Below are 15404 nucleotides of genomic sequence, written 5' to 3' on the forward strand. Positions count from 1 at the left end.
GCACCGCAACAATAGGGAAATGACCAAAAGGGATATTAATATGACTCAACCTTCTCTAGTACAAACTATAAAAAACACATTAGCCCATAATAAAAAATGCACATTCACTCCAGAGACTCCAGTTATCTTTGTGACATCTGGGGTTACGGGAGGAAAAGAACTTCTTGTTCCAATATTTTTAGATCACATTGGCCACAAAGGCTTCTGGTATGGCTACATTCAACATGCAACAAAAGGCCTAAGTGGATACTTTTCACTTCTTGTTTGGCTTAACCAACCAATTAAGGGCGAAAACAACAATCAACTTCTTTCCTCATTTCATAATCTAGCATGGAAAGAAAAACTTTTTGAACCATCCACTATTCAGAATGAACATGACGCATTTATTCATGCGCATTCCTTTAATGATGCTGTAACAGGGCTAATTCACATAATTTCCCAGTTTGACATCGAAAAGCGATTTCCAAATGAAGATAGCAGGTACTACGACGACCCTATTGAACTAAATATCATCATGTATCTGACTAACTGCCAGGAACTTATTCTTGGGGAAGAATAAGTTTATGGAACCGACTGGAATCGAAATTCATCCATTCTAAATTACTAGTTTTTTCGTCAAAAGTTTGCTTTGCAACCTCCATCGGATAACTAAAACATTCCTTTTTATTGAATGATATTCCGCTATTAGAAAATACTCGCTCAATCTTGTAGCCAGTAGAGTTTTTCAACATTTTATCCATTGAAAACTCACCTTTATGGGAAAATAAAAAATGAAATTTATACGGTTTCTCTTCGTTAGAGGCAACAAAGTCTCCGACAAAAAGAAGGATATAGGGCATCATCCAAGCTTTCATTCCTACATAATTCCATACATTTTTTCTGTTAGCGTTACGCAATGTATCTTCAAAGGTTGCGTAAGGAAGACATCCCCTTCCACAGGATTTCAGCATAAAGTAGTAAGCTTTTTTAACATACCCATCCTTTACAAATTGCTTTCTAAGCTCTCTCCCAGAGCGTTCATCTTTTTCAGAACAATCAAGTACAGAATAACGTTTACTTGCTTTGCTAGAGAGCGGGCAAATATTCATTTCTGATGTTCCTGCTGGCGAAGGATGATGGTGAAAACTTGCTTCAACATTCAAACTTGCTAAGGCATGTGGAAACACTCTCTCACCACAAGCTCGGCAGTAGGGAATATATTTTGATCCACTCCGCTTATGAATGCCTTTCCGTTGATATTCATCAATTGTAATTATCGGCCCTTTTCTACCAAGACGTGCTTTTCTCATATCTACCTCTCTTTTTGTAATATTTTGTATAGGAATTAAGATAAAAAATGTCTACCTCACCATACTTAAAAGGCCGTGAAGAATGGCTTGAACGATACGGAAACTACATCAAACGTGCGCGCAACTGGCAGGTCGCAACGTTTTTGGCACTTTGCATTGCGATTCTCTCTATTACTGGAAACGTCATTCAAGCAACGCAATACAAAGTTGTGCCATACGTTATTGAAGTAGATAAAATAGGCAACGCTGTTGGAGTAAAACCGGCTGCTGAAGCTTCTACAATTCCAAAAGCAGTTATTCAGGCAAACATTGCAGAATGCATTGTAAACTGGCGCACCGTCACTGCGGATCTAAGTTTGCAGGAACGCATGATCAAGAAGTTTTCTGCATTCGTGACCGGCTCGGCAAAAGGAACGGTCGGCGGCTGGTACCAGAAACATAATCCTTACGAACGAGGTCGCGACGTCCTTGTTGATGTCCGAATTAAAGGCATTCCGCTTCCCGTCAGCAAGGAAAGCTGGCGTATTGAATGGGAAGAAACCGTCCGTAACCACTCTGGAGTTGCTTTAGAGACTGCCTCGTATGAAGCAACCGTCAGTATTCGCCAGAGTCCCCCTACCACTGAAGCTCAAATCATGCGTAACCCCGGAGGGGTGCACATTACTGCTCTGTCCTGGAGCAAACTTCTTAGCTCGTAATACACCCTAAACATAACGATTCAGGAGAATTACTATGAATCTGTGGAACCCCTACATTTTAGGGGGGTTGCTCTCGCTTTACCTAATTTCAGGATTTACGCCTCCTGTAATGGCAGAACAAATCCCTCTGGATAGCCCGGCAAACAAGGCTTTACAGGCAAAAAAGCAATTGCCGGCTGCACAACAAAACTCAACTGGACTGCTGAACAGAATCTTTACTGATGGCCGCACAGCTCCATCCGCAACACAGCCGGACAGGAGCCAATATGGCTACACAGCCAGCACTGAAATCAATGAAGCAGATATCTACAATACGCCGCTTCCTGAATACCTCAGTCCGGTGAATGTGCCGTTGAATGGCAAGGAAAAGAAGGCGGTGAAGCTGTCCAAAAAGTGGATCAACAACGATGTCACTCCATTTTTAAGCAATGGAGGGAAGCTGATGTACGTATTCGGCTCCACCCTGCCTACAATTATCTGCTCTCCTCTTATGGGGTCAGACTTAGAACTTCAGGCCGGAGAGTCAGTCAAAGACGTGTTGTTAGGCGACACAGCCCGTTGGCGCTGGCAAACAACAAGCTCCGGAGAAGCTGGCAGAGAAAAAACTCACATCATTTTTAAACCGACAGATACCGGCCTGGTAACGACCGCTGTCATTCCGACAAACAGGCGCGTTTACCACATCAAACTGGTCTCAAACCGGAAGAACTACACGCCGTATGTCGGCTTTGAGTATCCAGAGGATCAGCGCCGACTCTTGCAGCAGCAGTTTGCACAGCAGGCCAAGAAGAAAACATGGAAAACTGCGCCGACAACTGCCGGCACTGCCGTTGATCTTTCAACACTCGACTTTGGCTATGACGTGACAGGCAAAGCCAACTGGAAGCCGCTTCAAGTCTACAACGATGGGACCCGTACAATAATTCGGCTCCCACAAGAAGCTGCTCAAAGCGACCTTCCTGTTTTGCTTGTAGAAAAGGCCGGTCAGGAAGCGCTGGTGAACTACCGAGTCCGGACAAAGGGCAAACACACCAGTCTGATCGTAGATGAAATATTTGAAGAAGCCATGCTCATCGCCGGAGTCGGCTCCCATCAACAGAAAATTAAAATTCGCAAGCAGGAGGAAGAATGATCTCCCCATCACTACGCCGCATGACCTTGCTTCTCATAGCACTCGCTCTGCTTTCAGGTTGCGCAGCAAAAACACAAAGGCCCGTCATGGAATCATGGCAAGCCTACAACGGCATGTCTGATGTTCCTGAAGAACTTATGGCACCACTGGCAGAACTGACAGCTCAAAAAGTTGCTGACAGATATCCTCCAGGGAGAACAACCATTGGACTCCACTACCGGAATACGGACGAATTCGGTTCCATGTTTGAATCAGCCCTACGTGAAAAAGGGTTCTCTATCGACTCCACTGAAGAACCTGAAATAGACGTGCTTCAATGCTCTTACCTCATGGACAGCATTGCTTCTCCGGACACGAAAACGCGTCCAAGCTACCTGCGATTAAAATTTTCAGATGGTTACAGCATTGGCCATATTTACACTTACAGCCCAGAAACAGGGTTCATAGAAAAAGGCGTGGCAACAAGTACTGAAGCTCTTTTCACCTTTGTCAGCTCCCAAAGCGCTACAATGGAACCAAGCGAAAAGATCGGTGACTACACATGGCAAATCAAGCCTGGAAGCCTAAAGAAGCAGCTCGCAGCATGGGCGCGTGCTGCCAATTATCAACTCGTATGGAAGGCCGCACACGACTTTGAAATGCAGGCCGAGGCTACCTTCAAAGGCAGCTTCTACGGCGCTGTAAAACGTCTCTTTACCCGCATGAACAGGAGCGGAAATTCCCTTCGCGTCACTCTCTATCAGCAAAACTCCGTACTCGAAGTACGGGAGGACTAATTATGCGAAAGACTCTTATAGCCTTACTGCTTGTAATTTTATCTCTCTCCGGATGCGCACTGAATCAGACAAATGAACCGCAAACACGTGTCCAACACCAGGCAGCAAAACTAAAACAAGCTGTTCAGCCACAGACCGTTCATGTAGTTCAGCAAGCTTACCTTGGCGCTGATCCGGTGAAGATAGATCAAGATGCTGTACTTCCGTTTATCTTTAGCCAGAAGATTACACTTCGCACCAAAGGTACTCTTCCTGAGCTGGTGAATGCCATTCAAGACATAATCCCGCTCGGTATCAAATACTCCGTTGATGAGAAGTCTATTGTTGAATCAAAAGACGGCATTGCAACTCCTCCAAAGCGTATGGCGTTGGCGTACCACGGCACAGTTGAGAACCTGCTGAATACCATAGGCCAGCACTTCGGCCAGAGCTGGGAATACGAAAACGGCATTGTCGAATTTTCATATCTCAGAGTGAAAACCTTCACCCTCTTCACGTCTCCGAGTGAAGTTGGTTACGAAGGCACGATTACCAACAACACAGAATCAAAAAGTACTGACTCAGGTTCAGCTGCCAGCGCGTCCGGATCTACCTCTCAAACCTCACAGACAAGCAAAAGCCATTACAAGGCTGATGCCTGGACAGAATGCAAAACCGGCGTTGAATCCATGCTCTCCAAGCGTGGCAGTGTTTCCATGAGCAAATCCAGCGGTACTATCACCGTTACAGATACGGCTCCAGCTCTGCGCCGCATTGAAAAATACATCGACAGCGTAAACGCAAAACTCGGCAAACAGGTAGCGCTTAGCGTCCATGTCTGGGCATTAGAGCTTTCAGACAACACAGACACCGGCATCAATCTTAAAGTATTGCTTGAAGGTTCCGGACTTAAATTAGCTTCAAGCGTTGTGAACCCTTATCAACTCTTGGATGGCGCGGGTTCACTCACTGCAACAATTCTTGGGAACGGACAACTTAGCGGCTCTGAAGCCGTACTTCGCGCGTTGAAAAAGAAAGGTCGCACCACGCTGCTTACTTCCGGCAGCGGTATCAGCATGAACAACCAGACACTTCCTGTTCAGGTTGATCGTCGCATCGCCTATTTAGCTGGAACAAAAACAACCAGCACAAATGAAAGCTCCAGCACAGAACTCACGGCTGGTGAAGTTTCTCCTGGCTTTGCAATGGCTGTTATCCCGCACATCCTTGATCGCCGCCGTGTGATCTTGCAATGCAACGTATCTCTCTCTTCACTCGACAAACTCGTGGAGTTCAAATCCGGAGAGCAAACAATCCAGCTTCCACAGCTCTCCACTCGTAGTTTTGCACAGCAAATCAGTATGAACATGGGCCAGACTCTTGTTCTTGCAGGCTTCGAGCAGGAAAAAGGTGTTGAGTCTGAAGGTGTGGACATTTTCGCAGCCGGCCAAAGCTCCCAGCGTGAAAAACGCATCATCATAATTACCATCGATGTGGAAAGCGCCGGAGATTTAAATGCATAGCGTCAAACTCAACGGAAAAACCTACGCTGCCGGTCTTTGGTGGCAGGTTCTCAAAGGCAGCAAACGGCGAGATCAACTTGAGCACATCCGCAATCAGGTTGCTGAATTCAAAGACGAAAACTTCAACTGCTATGTCATCCGGAAGTCTCAGTTCGGGCTGGGCAACCTGAAGGGAAAAATAAAATCACCCCCTTCTCTTGTCTGCGCTCTGATTGATCGAACTCAAGACACATGGCTTGGCCGCTTTCTTCTTGAAGAAACTGGCGGGAAGCTAGTCTGGTGGGTTTGCGCCATTAAGGACGGGAAGCCGCTCGCTGAAGGTGATGCAATTTTCGAATCACAGAGCGAGGCTGACAAACATCTCAACAAGCTCCGCGTTATTTCCAAGTGGGAAAACGAGATTTTGACCGAGACGGTTGCTGAAACTGAAGAGCAGTTCAAAGGACTCCTCAAGTCAGCGCAACGCCTGCACTCTCTTGAAGAGAAAAGTATTCCCTCTTCAGTTCGGTTGATCATAATTCTGCTGATCTGCGCCGGCTGCTACATGGCATACACCAGATACGAAGCGCACAAACTTGCTGAGTTTAATCGTAAACAACAGCAGATCAACGCGCAGAACGCACAAAACCGACGTAAGCAGCTCGAAAATTCTCCAGAACAATTCTTCCCGAAAGTCTGGGAAAAAGCTCCGGACGTTGCTCACGTCGCAGCACTCTGCGTTCCGGCTATGCAAGGCTTGCCACTCTACAATCGCGGGTGGGCACTGTTAAGCAGCACATGCGATCTCGCTTCTGTTCCGGCTCAGCTAAAAACAGAATGGAACCATAAATCCGGTGCGCGATTTGATGCACTGCCTGTTGTGTTTGAAGAAGCGGCCATTCTCGATCCGGTCACACCGACTAGAGCATTCTCTACACACGCCCTCTATGTAAAGCGCGAGCGCCCTGCAAAAAACCTTCTCACCAAAGAAGAGGCTGTAGGCAAACTCTATCAGCTCACATCCGCTGCACAGGCACATATCAGCGTGGTTTGGTCTCCGGTCAAAACGCACAAAGAGAGTGATGTCATTGGTTCTCCTCTGGTCTTCACTTCTCCGTGGCTTCACAGCAAATGGACACTCTCCGCCATACCAAGTGCAGCAATCATCGATCAATCCCTTCTCACTTCATTGGGCGAGCTTTCTGGCATCGTAATCGCTCAAATCACCTACCTTCCCCAAGGATGGACAATTACGGGAGAACTCTATGTCCAAAATTAACATCAAAACACTGGCCTTAATGCTGCTCTGCGTTGCCTTTGCAGGCACAGCATACGCGGCTTCAGAAGAGAAGAAGCCAGCACGTTCAACTCAGCCCCCTACACAGGAAGAAACGCAAAAGGCTACTGAGAATCTCAATAAACTTTTTAATGAGAACCGCCCCGCCGCTGTTCAGGCGGCAGGGCAAAATGAAGAGAAAAAGCCTTCTTCTTCGACTCCAGAGGCAGAAAAAGAAGAAAAAACAGCGCCGGCTGACCAAAAAATAGAAAAACCGGTTCAAACGGCACAGATTGAAGACTCAATGACCGATAAAAAGACAAAAACAAGCGCTGCTATCAAATCGACACTTCCGGCCAAAGAAGCAGCAAAACTCAGCGCACTTGATCTTCTCAAATCTGATTTGGAATTGCTGAACGTTAAAGTTGAAATTGCGCAGAAGCAAAAACGCCTGAAAGAGCTGAATCACGTCCTCAAGCCTGTTGCTGCGCCAAAGATCTATCGCAGCCCTCGCGCAAAGGCCAAAAAGGTTAATCCACCGGTTGTTCTATCCGTACAAGGTATTGGTGAGCAACTCACTGCAACTCTTCAGTTCCAAAGTAGCGGTAAACCTGTCCGCACTGTCTCCACTGGCGACCGTTTAGCAACCGGAACAGTTGCAAGCATCGCGCATAACCGCGTCACTCTACACACTCAAAACGGGGTCATCACCCTGCCTTTCAAGGAGTAGTGCATGAACTCCGCAATGCCCGAGAACCTCAAAGGAACTGTCATCATTGTTGATGGTGTAGTGCACATTTCTGAAACACTGGCGCAGGATGACCACGAGCTGCTTTCCTATCTCAGCTTTGCAGCTCGTAAGGGATTTTCCGAAACCAAGTGGCACTCAATCAAAGAGTTTGCCGAGTTCTTCACCAAAAACAAGAAGGCCGTCAGCGAGAGCGAGGTTCAAAAAATGGCCGTTAAAATATTAGAAGATGCTCGTGAAGTCGGAGCATCCGACATTCACATTGCCGACTATGGCGCGTTTACCACCATTCAGTTCCGTAGAATGGGGATGCTCGAAGAACGTGAACAGCTTCCGGAAGGAGTTGGTCATAAACTTCTCAGTTCTATGTACACAACTATGACTGAAGGCGCGGATTCCAACTTCAGCAAAACCGAACGACAGGACGGCACACTCAAGAGTGAATATCTGCCAGCTGATGTGCAATCAGTTCGTCTCCACACAGAGCCGCTCCAAGCAGACATGGCAAAAGACAAGCAAGGCACATTCATGGCCATGCGCTTGCTCTATGACGTGACAGAAGCCACAGGCACGCTGGAAGAACGTATGCGGACCCTCGGCTACACTGAGCAACACGTTGCTCTCTTCAGATACCTTTCAACCCGTTCCGGTTGCGTGATTCTCTCCGGCCCAACCGGTTCCGGTAAAACCACGGCACTTAAACACGCAATGGAAAGTATGGCCGCTGAGAATCGCGATAAGTCGTACATGTCACTGGAAGATCCTCCAGAATTCGCCATGCATCTTGTTAAACAAATCCGCATTATCAGCGACTACACGGACGAACGGAAGCGTGCGACCGTATTCAGAGCTGCTCTTGGTGGTTTAATGCGTTCCGACATCGACGGCATCATGATCGGTGAAATGCGTTATCCTGAAGTTGTTATGGCTGTGCTGCGAGCTGCCCAGACAGGGCACAGCATTTGGACTTCCGTTCATGCTTCCAGTGCGCTGAACATCATCACGCTGCTGTCCACCATGCTCACAGATTATGGAATCCGCGAGCCTCGTAACTATCTTTGTGATCATTCCATTTGTTCCGGACTTATCAACCAGCGTCTTGTTCCTGTGCTTTGTGACCATTGCAAAAAACCGTTCACAGAAGTCGTCAAGCTTCCGGAAGATGATCCTGAACGTCTGCGTATTCTTCCACGCGGTGTCTTTAACCGCATGTTGGAAGTTATCGACACTGACAAGCTTAAGAATGTTCATTTCAAAGGAACCGGCTGCGAGCATTGCGACAATATGGGCATCATAAGTCAAACCGTTGTGGCCGAGGTAATAGCCACCGACTACACCTTACTTGAATACCTGCGGAACAACGACTTTATCAGTGCGCATAAGCATTGGATCAACGAACAGAACGGTAAAACGTATGTTGGTCACGCCATTGATCTCATCGGTGAAGGGAAAATCGATCCAACCATCGTTGAAAAGAAACTTGGTGTTCCACTCAACTATGACAAGGCGTTCGGACAATACAGCTTTAACGCTGCTGACCTTGCCCGTCTTTCAGGCTCCGGAGGCAAATAATGTTTGCCAAGGCTGACAGACTGCGCATTATCGCCGCCCTGTTCTTCTCAGGGAAAAAACGCTGCAAGTTCTACCAAAAACTTGCAGCGATGACTGAGAATGGCCTCGGGCTGAACGATGCGCTTGAATCCATGCAACGCCGTTTAGAGCGCAAGCATGACCCGCAACACCTCTTGCTGTCTGAAGCGCTAGTGCGAACACAAAGCGGGGATTCCCTTGCCGATGCATTCCACGGGTTTATTCCGGACGCTGAATACATGCTCATCAAAAGTGGTGTAGACGGCGGGGATCTGCCGAACGCTCTGGAACTGACATGCGGTTTGATCGATGCAAAAGAAAAAATCGTAAGCGCGATCGTTCAGGCATTGAGCTATCCAGTTCTACTTTGTTCTTTGCTGATGGTCTTCCTGCTTGTGCTCTCGCATTACGTCGTGCCTCAGCTTTCACTCATCGTAGATCCGGAAAGCTGGCGCGGCGGTGCTGCAATCCTCTACTCCGTGGCCGTATTTATCAGTTCACCGACTGGAGTACTGTTTTTAATCTCCACCTTCGGCGCTGTAGTTTTGTCCATGGCAACCCTTCCGCACTTTACAGGAAAACTCCGAATCAAGTGTGACAAGTTGCCACCGTGGTCGCTCTACCGTTTGATTCACGGTTCTATCTGGCTTTTCACATTGGCAACCATGCTCAAAGCGAATGTGCAGCTCTCTGTTGTCCTCGATGACATGCTTGAATCAAGCAAGCGCAACCGCTGGATGTCAGAACGTATTCAGGCAATCCGTGCGCAGCTCAATCTCGGTAAAAGTCTCGGTGAAGCGCTGGATGACAGCGGCTTTAACTTTCCGGATGAAGAGCTTGTCGAAGACATGCTGATCTACTCAACCCTTCCGGGTTTCGACTCCCGTCTATATACCATCGCCAAACAGTGGCTTGAACAAGGCATCGATCGCATCAAAGCACAGTGCAAAGCGCTCAATTTCGGGCTTCTCATTGCAATTTTAACCACTCTTTGTGGCATCGCTCTTGCCGTTTCTTCCCTGCAACAACAACTCGGTCAATCAATGACCCTCTAGGAACTTACTATGACTAAATTCCACCCTGCTAATACTGTTCAATGTCCACAAAAAGAAATTGAATTACGTAAACAAGCCGGCTGGCTTTCCATCGAAGTGCTTGGCGCGATCTTGTTTGTTCTCATTATGATTGCGGCCTCCGGTGTGAACTTCACTTCGCTCTTCTCCAGCAACAACCTTGCGGACACGGAACAGGCGCTTTCAACGCTGCGTATGCAGATTAAGCAGCTTTACACCTCATCTCCGGATTACACAGGGCTGACAAGCGCTAGTGCAATAAAATCTGCTATTATCCCTAACAAAATGATTAAAAGTAATAGGTTACGCAATGTTTGGAATGGGGCAGTAACAATTGAAGCTGGAACTAATCCAAACACCTTTGTGATCAGCCTCGCTGAAGTCCCGCAGGAGGCTTGCACCAAGCTTGCAACCTACCAGAGTGGTTCATGGGTAGATGTAAAAGTAAACGGCTCCACCCTCAGCCAGAACTCTATCGTGTCCGAAGCTGCCAACCAATGCACTGATACCAACACCCTCACGTTCACCTCAAACTAAGGAGCACGTATGCGTCTTAGTGAAATATCTTTCTCCAGCCTTCTCCTGTTCAGCACCGGACGTTTCGTACTTGTCGGTAAAAACGACTTTGTGGAAACCGATCCGGACGACGCGCAGTTCAAGGAGGACGTGGCAAAACTGACAGAATCAATTTCAGGCGTGTCCCCTTCTGGCCAGCAGGTATTCTCAGTCAATTTTGAGACCTACAAATACAACGTAATTTGTATTCCTAACCCTGCAACAGACGAGGTTCTTTACACAGTCTCAAAGGGAGATCCGATTTTAACTGATCCGGACAACATGCCGCAGACACTCAATGAACTGGAGTTCTCCGACATCCTGCTCAACAACGGCAGCACCTACCTTCGCGGTATGCGGGGTTTTGGCCGACAAGTTCTCCCGTCTCCAAGTGAGTTTCAGGAAGAAATTGACGAGCTGCGCACACAGGTCAACACGGAGTTTGAAAAACATAAGCGCCACTCCTTCCGGATCAACTTTAAGGGTCGTTCATACCGTGTGGCTGTGTTTGATGGGATTGCCTCCGGGAACGGACACGCCTTCTCACTTCGCAAAGGCATGGACACAATTCCGGACTTCTACAAGCTCGGTATGCCCGAAGGTCTTTCTGAATGGCTGACAGACGCCAATCAGCTCAAAGGGCTGATCTTGTTTTCCGGCGCTCAGGCTTCCGGAAAAACGACTTCAGCGGCCTCTTGCATATCCAAACGCCTCATAAAATTCGGCGGTCACGCCCTGAGCATTGAAATGCCGGCTGAAATGCCTCTCAGTGGAATGCACGGCGAACACGGAACATGCTGGCAGTGCGATCTTGATGGCGAAGCAGATCTTCCCGCTGTTCTTCAGGTCTCTCACCGTTCAACAGCAGACATTATCTATATTGGTGAGGTTCTGGGAAGCACGACCGCAAGCGAGCTGCTTCAAATCAGCCTCAGCTCAAGCCGTCAGCTCATTTTCAGCACCATCCACGGCACCGGAGTTGTTGCAGCACTTGATCGACTCTTAACCTGGGCAAAGGAAAGCGCTGGCGAAGCCGCAGCGCTCAACCTTTCCGAATGCCTCCTTGGAGTTATCCATCAGGAGTTAGTTCCAACTGAAAATGGCGGCTGGGAGTTGAATGTCCCTGAATTCCTGCTTTTGCCAAGTTCCCAACGCGCAAAAGCAACTCGCGCGATAATCAAGGACGGCAATCTCAAAGCGCTCAATGACGTGATCAAAGAGCAGCGCAGTATCATCGAATACCAAGGAGTACATGCACTATGAAGGCTCTGGCTGTGTTTGTAGTGCTCCTCGGTGTGATTGCAATGTATGCAACGCAAGCCCCGTTCGGCCAAAGTGACGAGTCCGCGCAATCTGTCGCAACCAACTATGTCATCTACCGAAACGCGGCCATAATGTGCGCTGTTAACACTCCCGCAATCACAGTATCACTTACTCCATCCATGCTTGGCCTGCCATCTGATTGGCGGGCCTTGCGGAACTGGAAAAACCGCATCGAAGGCAACACGCTCTACGTTTACGGCGAAGCGACCGCGCAAGAAGTCGTTGTCATAGAAAATATCCTTAAAGGCAGCTTTGCCGTGGGCGTGAACCAGCACAACCGCCTCGTCACCGCGCACGGCACAGGCGTAACGCTTCCAGCCTTTATTCCGGAAGGCAACGTTACAACCGTGATCTCCGTAAGATAGGTGGCTAACATGATAAAACCCCAAAAAGTTCCACAGCAGCAGGCACACCCTGAAGGTGGCTTTGCAACTCTCGACGTGCTCGCCGCGCTGCTCATGCTGCTGATCTTAATGCCGGTGCTCGTTCAATACATTGAAGATGGTTTGGAAAGTACCCAACAAAAGGCGATCGCAAGTCACCTTTCGACCGTCACCAAAGCCGTTTCTAAATACACCAAAGAACACCGCGCTGAGCTGCTTGCAGCGGCCACTGACTCCACAGCAAAAGAAGTAGCCTTCAACGATATCCGCTCTGCCGGCTTTCTTCCTGCATCTTTTTCGAACAAGAACGCATGGGGGCAGACATATCGAATCTTTGTCCTCGAACCTGATACTGACACGCTGCAAGCCGTTGTGCTCACCTACGGAGGTAGAACTTATACCGCGTCCAAACCGAAGTTTGCCAGCGCCACAGTGCCGGCGACTGCCGCAATGGTCGGTGCAAACGGTGGTTTCATCCCGACAGGTTTCCTTACCGGCCAAACCAATCAGGAACTTCGCGGTGCGTTCAGCGGTTGGGTACTCCCCCTCGCTGCAACCAACATCCCGATACCTCCTGCAGGACACCTTGGTTCACTCGTTTTCTATGACGATTACGACATCAGACAGGATTATCTCTACCGTTTCGCAGTACCAGGCAAGCCGGAACTGAACGAAATGCACACAGAGTTGGACATGACCACAAACGCGATCCGCAACGTAGGAGAAATCCAATTCGTCAAACACGACACAGTGCCGGTCAGCTTTTGTGATGCTCCGGAAGATGAAGGAACTGTATTCCTACACAAGGATTACGGCCTCTACATCTGCCGCGACCAAAAAGCGCAGACCATTGCAGACACCGGAAACACTGACCTCGTAAAAAACACAGCACTTGCAGCAAACGGTGACCGGTTCAAAAAGCCGAAGTGTCCAGAAGGAACTAACACCACTCCTGGTATCTTTGTCAGCCCGACAATCGTGGCAGAAGGTCCACTTGCAAAGCCGATGGTCACATTTCAATCGTGGGCGCTGGATCTAGGCGACGAATGGGAAGTGAAACTTCGTGTTAAAACAGACGAGGAAGAAGGCTACCGGTTCCCGACTGCCAATTACGCCCGAATGAATGTGCAGACATTTTGTGCCAACGATTCCAACAACTAGGAGAATATCATGCAAAATCGTTTAGTCCGAGCCTCAGCATACTTTTTAGCTTCATTAGTGATCTTTTTTGCTGTTTCCATCGCCAACGCCGGCGATTCTACAAGCTTTAATCCCACAGACGTTACCGTAGAAGTAAATTCCGTTGGCGGCATTCCTATTGGTGGTGTAATCCCTTGGTTTTCTGACACACCCCCTAAAGATTTTTTGATGTGTAACGGGCAGTCTTTTTCTACTTCAACGTATCCTAAATTAAGTTCGGCATTGAAAGGTTCTAGTAATGTTCCAGATTTACGGGGGGTATTTATTCGTGGTGCAGATGCGGGGAGGGGAATTGAGTCCGGCAGAGCTGTAAATACTTATAAGGCTGCACAAGGCTCTATGACACTTACTCGTCAAGTTGCTAATATTTCCAAGTATAAACGTCTATGGGGGAATGACGTGCCAGTCGGATCACTATACCCTGTCTACTCAACTACTTCAACGCGTGGTGACAACTGGTCTAATTGGGGAACAGTAGGCACCGTTAATCCTGCTCTAAATTGGGTGTCCGGTGGTAGCGCCGAGTATCCGAATACATCACCTTATACATATGCTGTTCGTTTTAGGGCAGCAGGTAACAACGCAGGTGGCCCTGCTAATGTGGCTGCTAATTATGTTATCCGCGCAAAATAGAGGCCGCCATGTCTGATGAAAATAATGATCCGAACGGCCTCGCACGACCGAAAGTAAAAGTAGTCAAGCTAAGCCGAAATCTGCTGTACGCAATCATTGCGGTGTTAATCGGCCTTCTCATCTTCCTCGCGATGGAAGTCGACAGGTCAACGACAAAAACAGCTGAAATCCAAGAACAGCAGGATGCTCCAGCGCCTCCGGACAACAAACTTCCGATTGAAAACCCCGGAAACTCTGCCGGCCTGTCTGTTCCTAAACCAACTCCAGAAGATCCTGATAAAAAAGCACAAGCCATCAGTTCAGAGCCGATTGTCATCGTTCCGACTTCAACCCGAAACCCTGCGCGCGAACGGAAAAACCGAGAGCTTATAAAGCTGCGCCAGTTAAAATGGCAGCAACAACAGCAAGCGTTCAACTCTCCTCTTCGTTTGAGTTCAACAAATCAAAACAACAACGGAGCTCAGCAGGCAAAAAGAGTGCAGCCTTTTAATGACAACGCGACGAATCCATTGGGTAACATGCAAATGCCGCTGCCAGTTCCGGAAGGAGCATACAACCCGGCAGACCAAAAAGACAAAGAAGCGTTCCTTTCAACACGCTCCTCCGGAACTGACGAATGGACGTTGAAACACTCACGAACTCAAGGCTCACCGTTTGAGTTGAAAACAGGTTCTGTTATTCCTGGCATCATGCTCTCCGGAATCAACTCGGACTTACCAGGGCAACTCATCGGCCAAGTCGCGCAGAACGTCTACGATTCTGCAACCGGTCAATATTTGCTGATTCCACAAGGCAGCAGAATGATCGGAATCTATGACTCGCGCGTTGTCGCCGGTCAGTCCCGAGTACTCGTTGCATGGAACCGCATCGTCTTTCAGGACGGCTCTTCCATCACGCTCGGCTCAATGCCTGGAACAGACATGGCAGGTTACAGCGGATTTTCAGATGATACCAATAACCACTACCTGCGTACCTTCGGTTCTGCCGCAATTATGAGTCTGATTTCTGGCATCGGTGCCTTTGCTTCAGACACATTCAAAAGTGACACTGCGCAAAATGATAAACCCTCCTTGCAGGACGAACTAGGCTCAGCCCTTTCAAGCCAGCTCGGCCAATCAAGTCAAAAATTGTTACAGCAAAACCTCAACATTCAGCCGACTCTCACCATTCGCCCTGGCTATCGATTCAACATGGTTGTGCGAAAGGATATTGTATTCGGCAGCCCCTATAAACCGTGGAGATAAGCC

The 15404-nt window shown here is 48.3% G+C and carries 16 protein-coding genes; 15 read left to right on the forward strand and 1 reads right to left on the reverse strand.

Translation table 11 applies throughout. From position 1 onward, the window contains the following. Window positions 1-40 precede the first annotated feature (40 nt). Window positions 41-559, forward strand: coding sequence for a hypothetical protein (locus F461_RS0107310; RefSeq protein WP_020000501.1), 519 nt, complete (start codon window positions 41-43; stop codon window positions 557-559). Here the strand turns inward: F461_RS0107310 and F461_RS17340 are convergent. Then, window positions 540-1289 (reverse strand): hypothetical protein, encoded by a 750-nt coding sequence (locus tag F461_RS17340; protein ID WP_020000502.1) that lies wholly within the window; start codon window positions 1287-1289, stop codon window positions 540-542. The two genes, F461_RS0107310 and F461_RS17340, sit on opposite strands and share 20 nt — an antisense overlap. Window positions 1290-1336: 47 nt before the next feature. Here F461_RS17340 and F461_RS0107320 point away from each other — a divergent pair, with 47 nt between their 5' ends. From F461_RS0107320 to F461_RS0107385, 14 genes are read left to right on the forward strand one after another with little or no spacing between them, the layout of a single operon-like run. Then, a complete protein-coding gene (locus F461_RS0107320; RefSeq protein WP_020000503.1) occupies window positions 1337-1987 on the forward strand; it encodes a VirB8/TrbF family protein in 651 nt (216 codons plus the stop codon). Between the two features lie 34 nt (window positions 1988-2021). Further along, entirely contained in the window at window positions 2022-3119 is a 1098-nt protein-coding gene (gene trbG, locus F461_RS17345) for a P-type conjugative transfer protein TrbG (RefSeq protein WP_020000504.1), read from the forward strand. After that, window positions 3116-3895 (forward strand): TcpQ domain-containing protein, encoded by a 780-nt coding sequence (locus tag F461_RS0107330; RefSeq protein WP_020000505.1) that lies wholly within the window; start codon window positions 3116-3118, stop codon window positions 3893-3895. Before trbG ends, F461_RS0107330 begins: the two co-directional genes overlap by 4 nt. A 2-nt stretch (window positions 3896-3897) precedes the next feature. Next, on the forward strand, window positions 3898-5397 hold the full coding sequence (locus F461_RS0107335) for a hypothetical protein (RefSeq protein WP_020000506.1): 1500 nt from the start codon (window positions 3898-3900) through the stop codon (window positions 5395-5397). Continuing rightward, on the forward strand, window positions 5390-6655 hold the full coding sequence (pilO2, locus tag F461_RS0107340) for a type 4b pilus protein PilO2 (RefSeq protein WP_020000507.1): 1266 nt from the start codon (window positions 5390-5392) through the stop codon (window positions 6653-6655). Before F461_RS0107335 ends, pilO2 begins: the two co-directional genes overlap by 8 nt. Next, window positions 6642-7382, forward strand: a complete 741-nt coding sequence (locus tag F461_RS0107345) for a hypothetical protein (RefSeq protein WP_020000508.1) — start codon at window positions 6642-6644, stop codon at window positions 7380-7382. The genes pilO2 and F461_RS0107345 overlap by 14 nt, the downstream gene beginning before the upstream one ends. A 3-nt stretch (window positions 7383-7385) precedes the next feature. Then, window positions 7386-8972, forward strand: a complete 1587-nt coding sequence (locus F461_RS0107350; protein WP_020000509.1) for an ATPase, T2SS/T4P/T4SS family — start codon at window positions 7386-7388, stop codon at window positions 8970-8972. Further along, complete coding sequence (locus tag F461_RS0107355; protein ID WP_020000510.1) at window positions 8972-10045, forward strand: type II secretion system F family protein; 1074 nt, start codon at window positions 8972-8974, stop codon at window positions 10043-10045. The genes F461_RS0107350 and F461_RS0107355 overlap by 1 nt, the downstream gene beginning before the upstream one ends. Before the next feature lie 9 nt (window positions 10046-10054). Beyond that, window positions 10055-10600, forward strand: coding sequence for a type 4 pilus major pilin (locus F461_RS0107360; protein WP_020000511.1), 546 nt, complete (start codon window positions 10055-10057; stop codon window positions 10598-10600). Between the two features lie 9 nt (window positions 10601-10609). Next, window positions 10610-11881, forward strand: coding sequence for an ATPase, T2SS/T4P/T4SS family (locus tag F461_RS0107365; RefSeq protein WP_020000512.1), 1272 nt, complete (start codon window positions 10610-10612; stop codon window positions 11879-11881). After that, window positions 11878-12306 carry a type IV pilus biogenesis protein PilM gene (gene pilM, locus F461_RS0107370; protein WP_020000513.1) on the forward strand — a complete coding sequence of 143 codons (429 nt, stop codon included), beginning with the start codon at window positions 11878-11880 and terminating at the stop codon, window positions 12304-12306. The genes F461_RS0107365 and pilM overlap by 4 nt, the downstream gene beginning before the upstream one ends. A gap of 9 nt (window positions 12307-12315) precedes the next feature. Then, entirely contained in the window at window positions 12316-13485 is a 1170-nt protein-coding gene (pilV, locus tag F461_RS0107375; RefSeq protein WP_020000514.1) for a shufflon system plasmid conjugative transfer pilus tip adhesin PilV, read from the forward strand. A gap of 9 nt (window positions 13486-13494) precedes the next feature. Further along, complete coding sequence (locus F461_RS18585; RefSeq protein ID WP_020000515.1) at window positions 13495-14157, forward strand: phage tail protein; 663 nt, start codon at window positions 13495-13497, stop codon at window positions 14155-14157. Window positions 14158-14165: 8 nt separating this feature from the next. After that, window positions 14166-15401, forward strand: coding sequence for a TrbI/VirB10 family protein (locus F461_RS0107385; protein ID WP_020000516.1), 1236 nt, complete (start codon window positions 14166-14168; stop codon window positions 15399-15401). Window positions 15402-15404 lie beyond the last annotated feature (3 nt).

It is taken from the genome of Halodesulfovibrio aestuarii DSM 17919 = ATCC 29578 (assembly GCF_000384815.1).
GTDB classification, from domain to species: domain Bacteria; phylum Desulfobacterota; class Desulfovibrionia; order Desulfovibrionales; family Desulfovibrionaceae; genus Halodesulfovibrio; species Halodesulfovibrio aestuarii.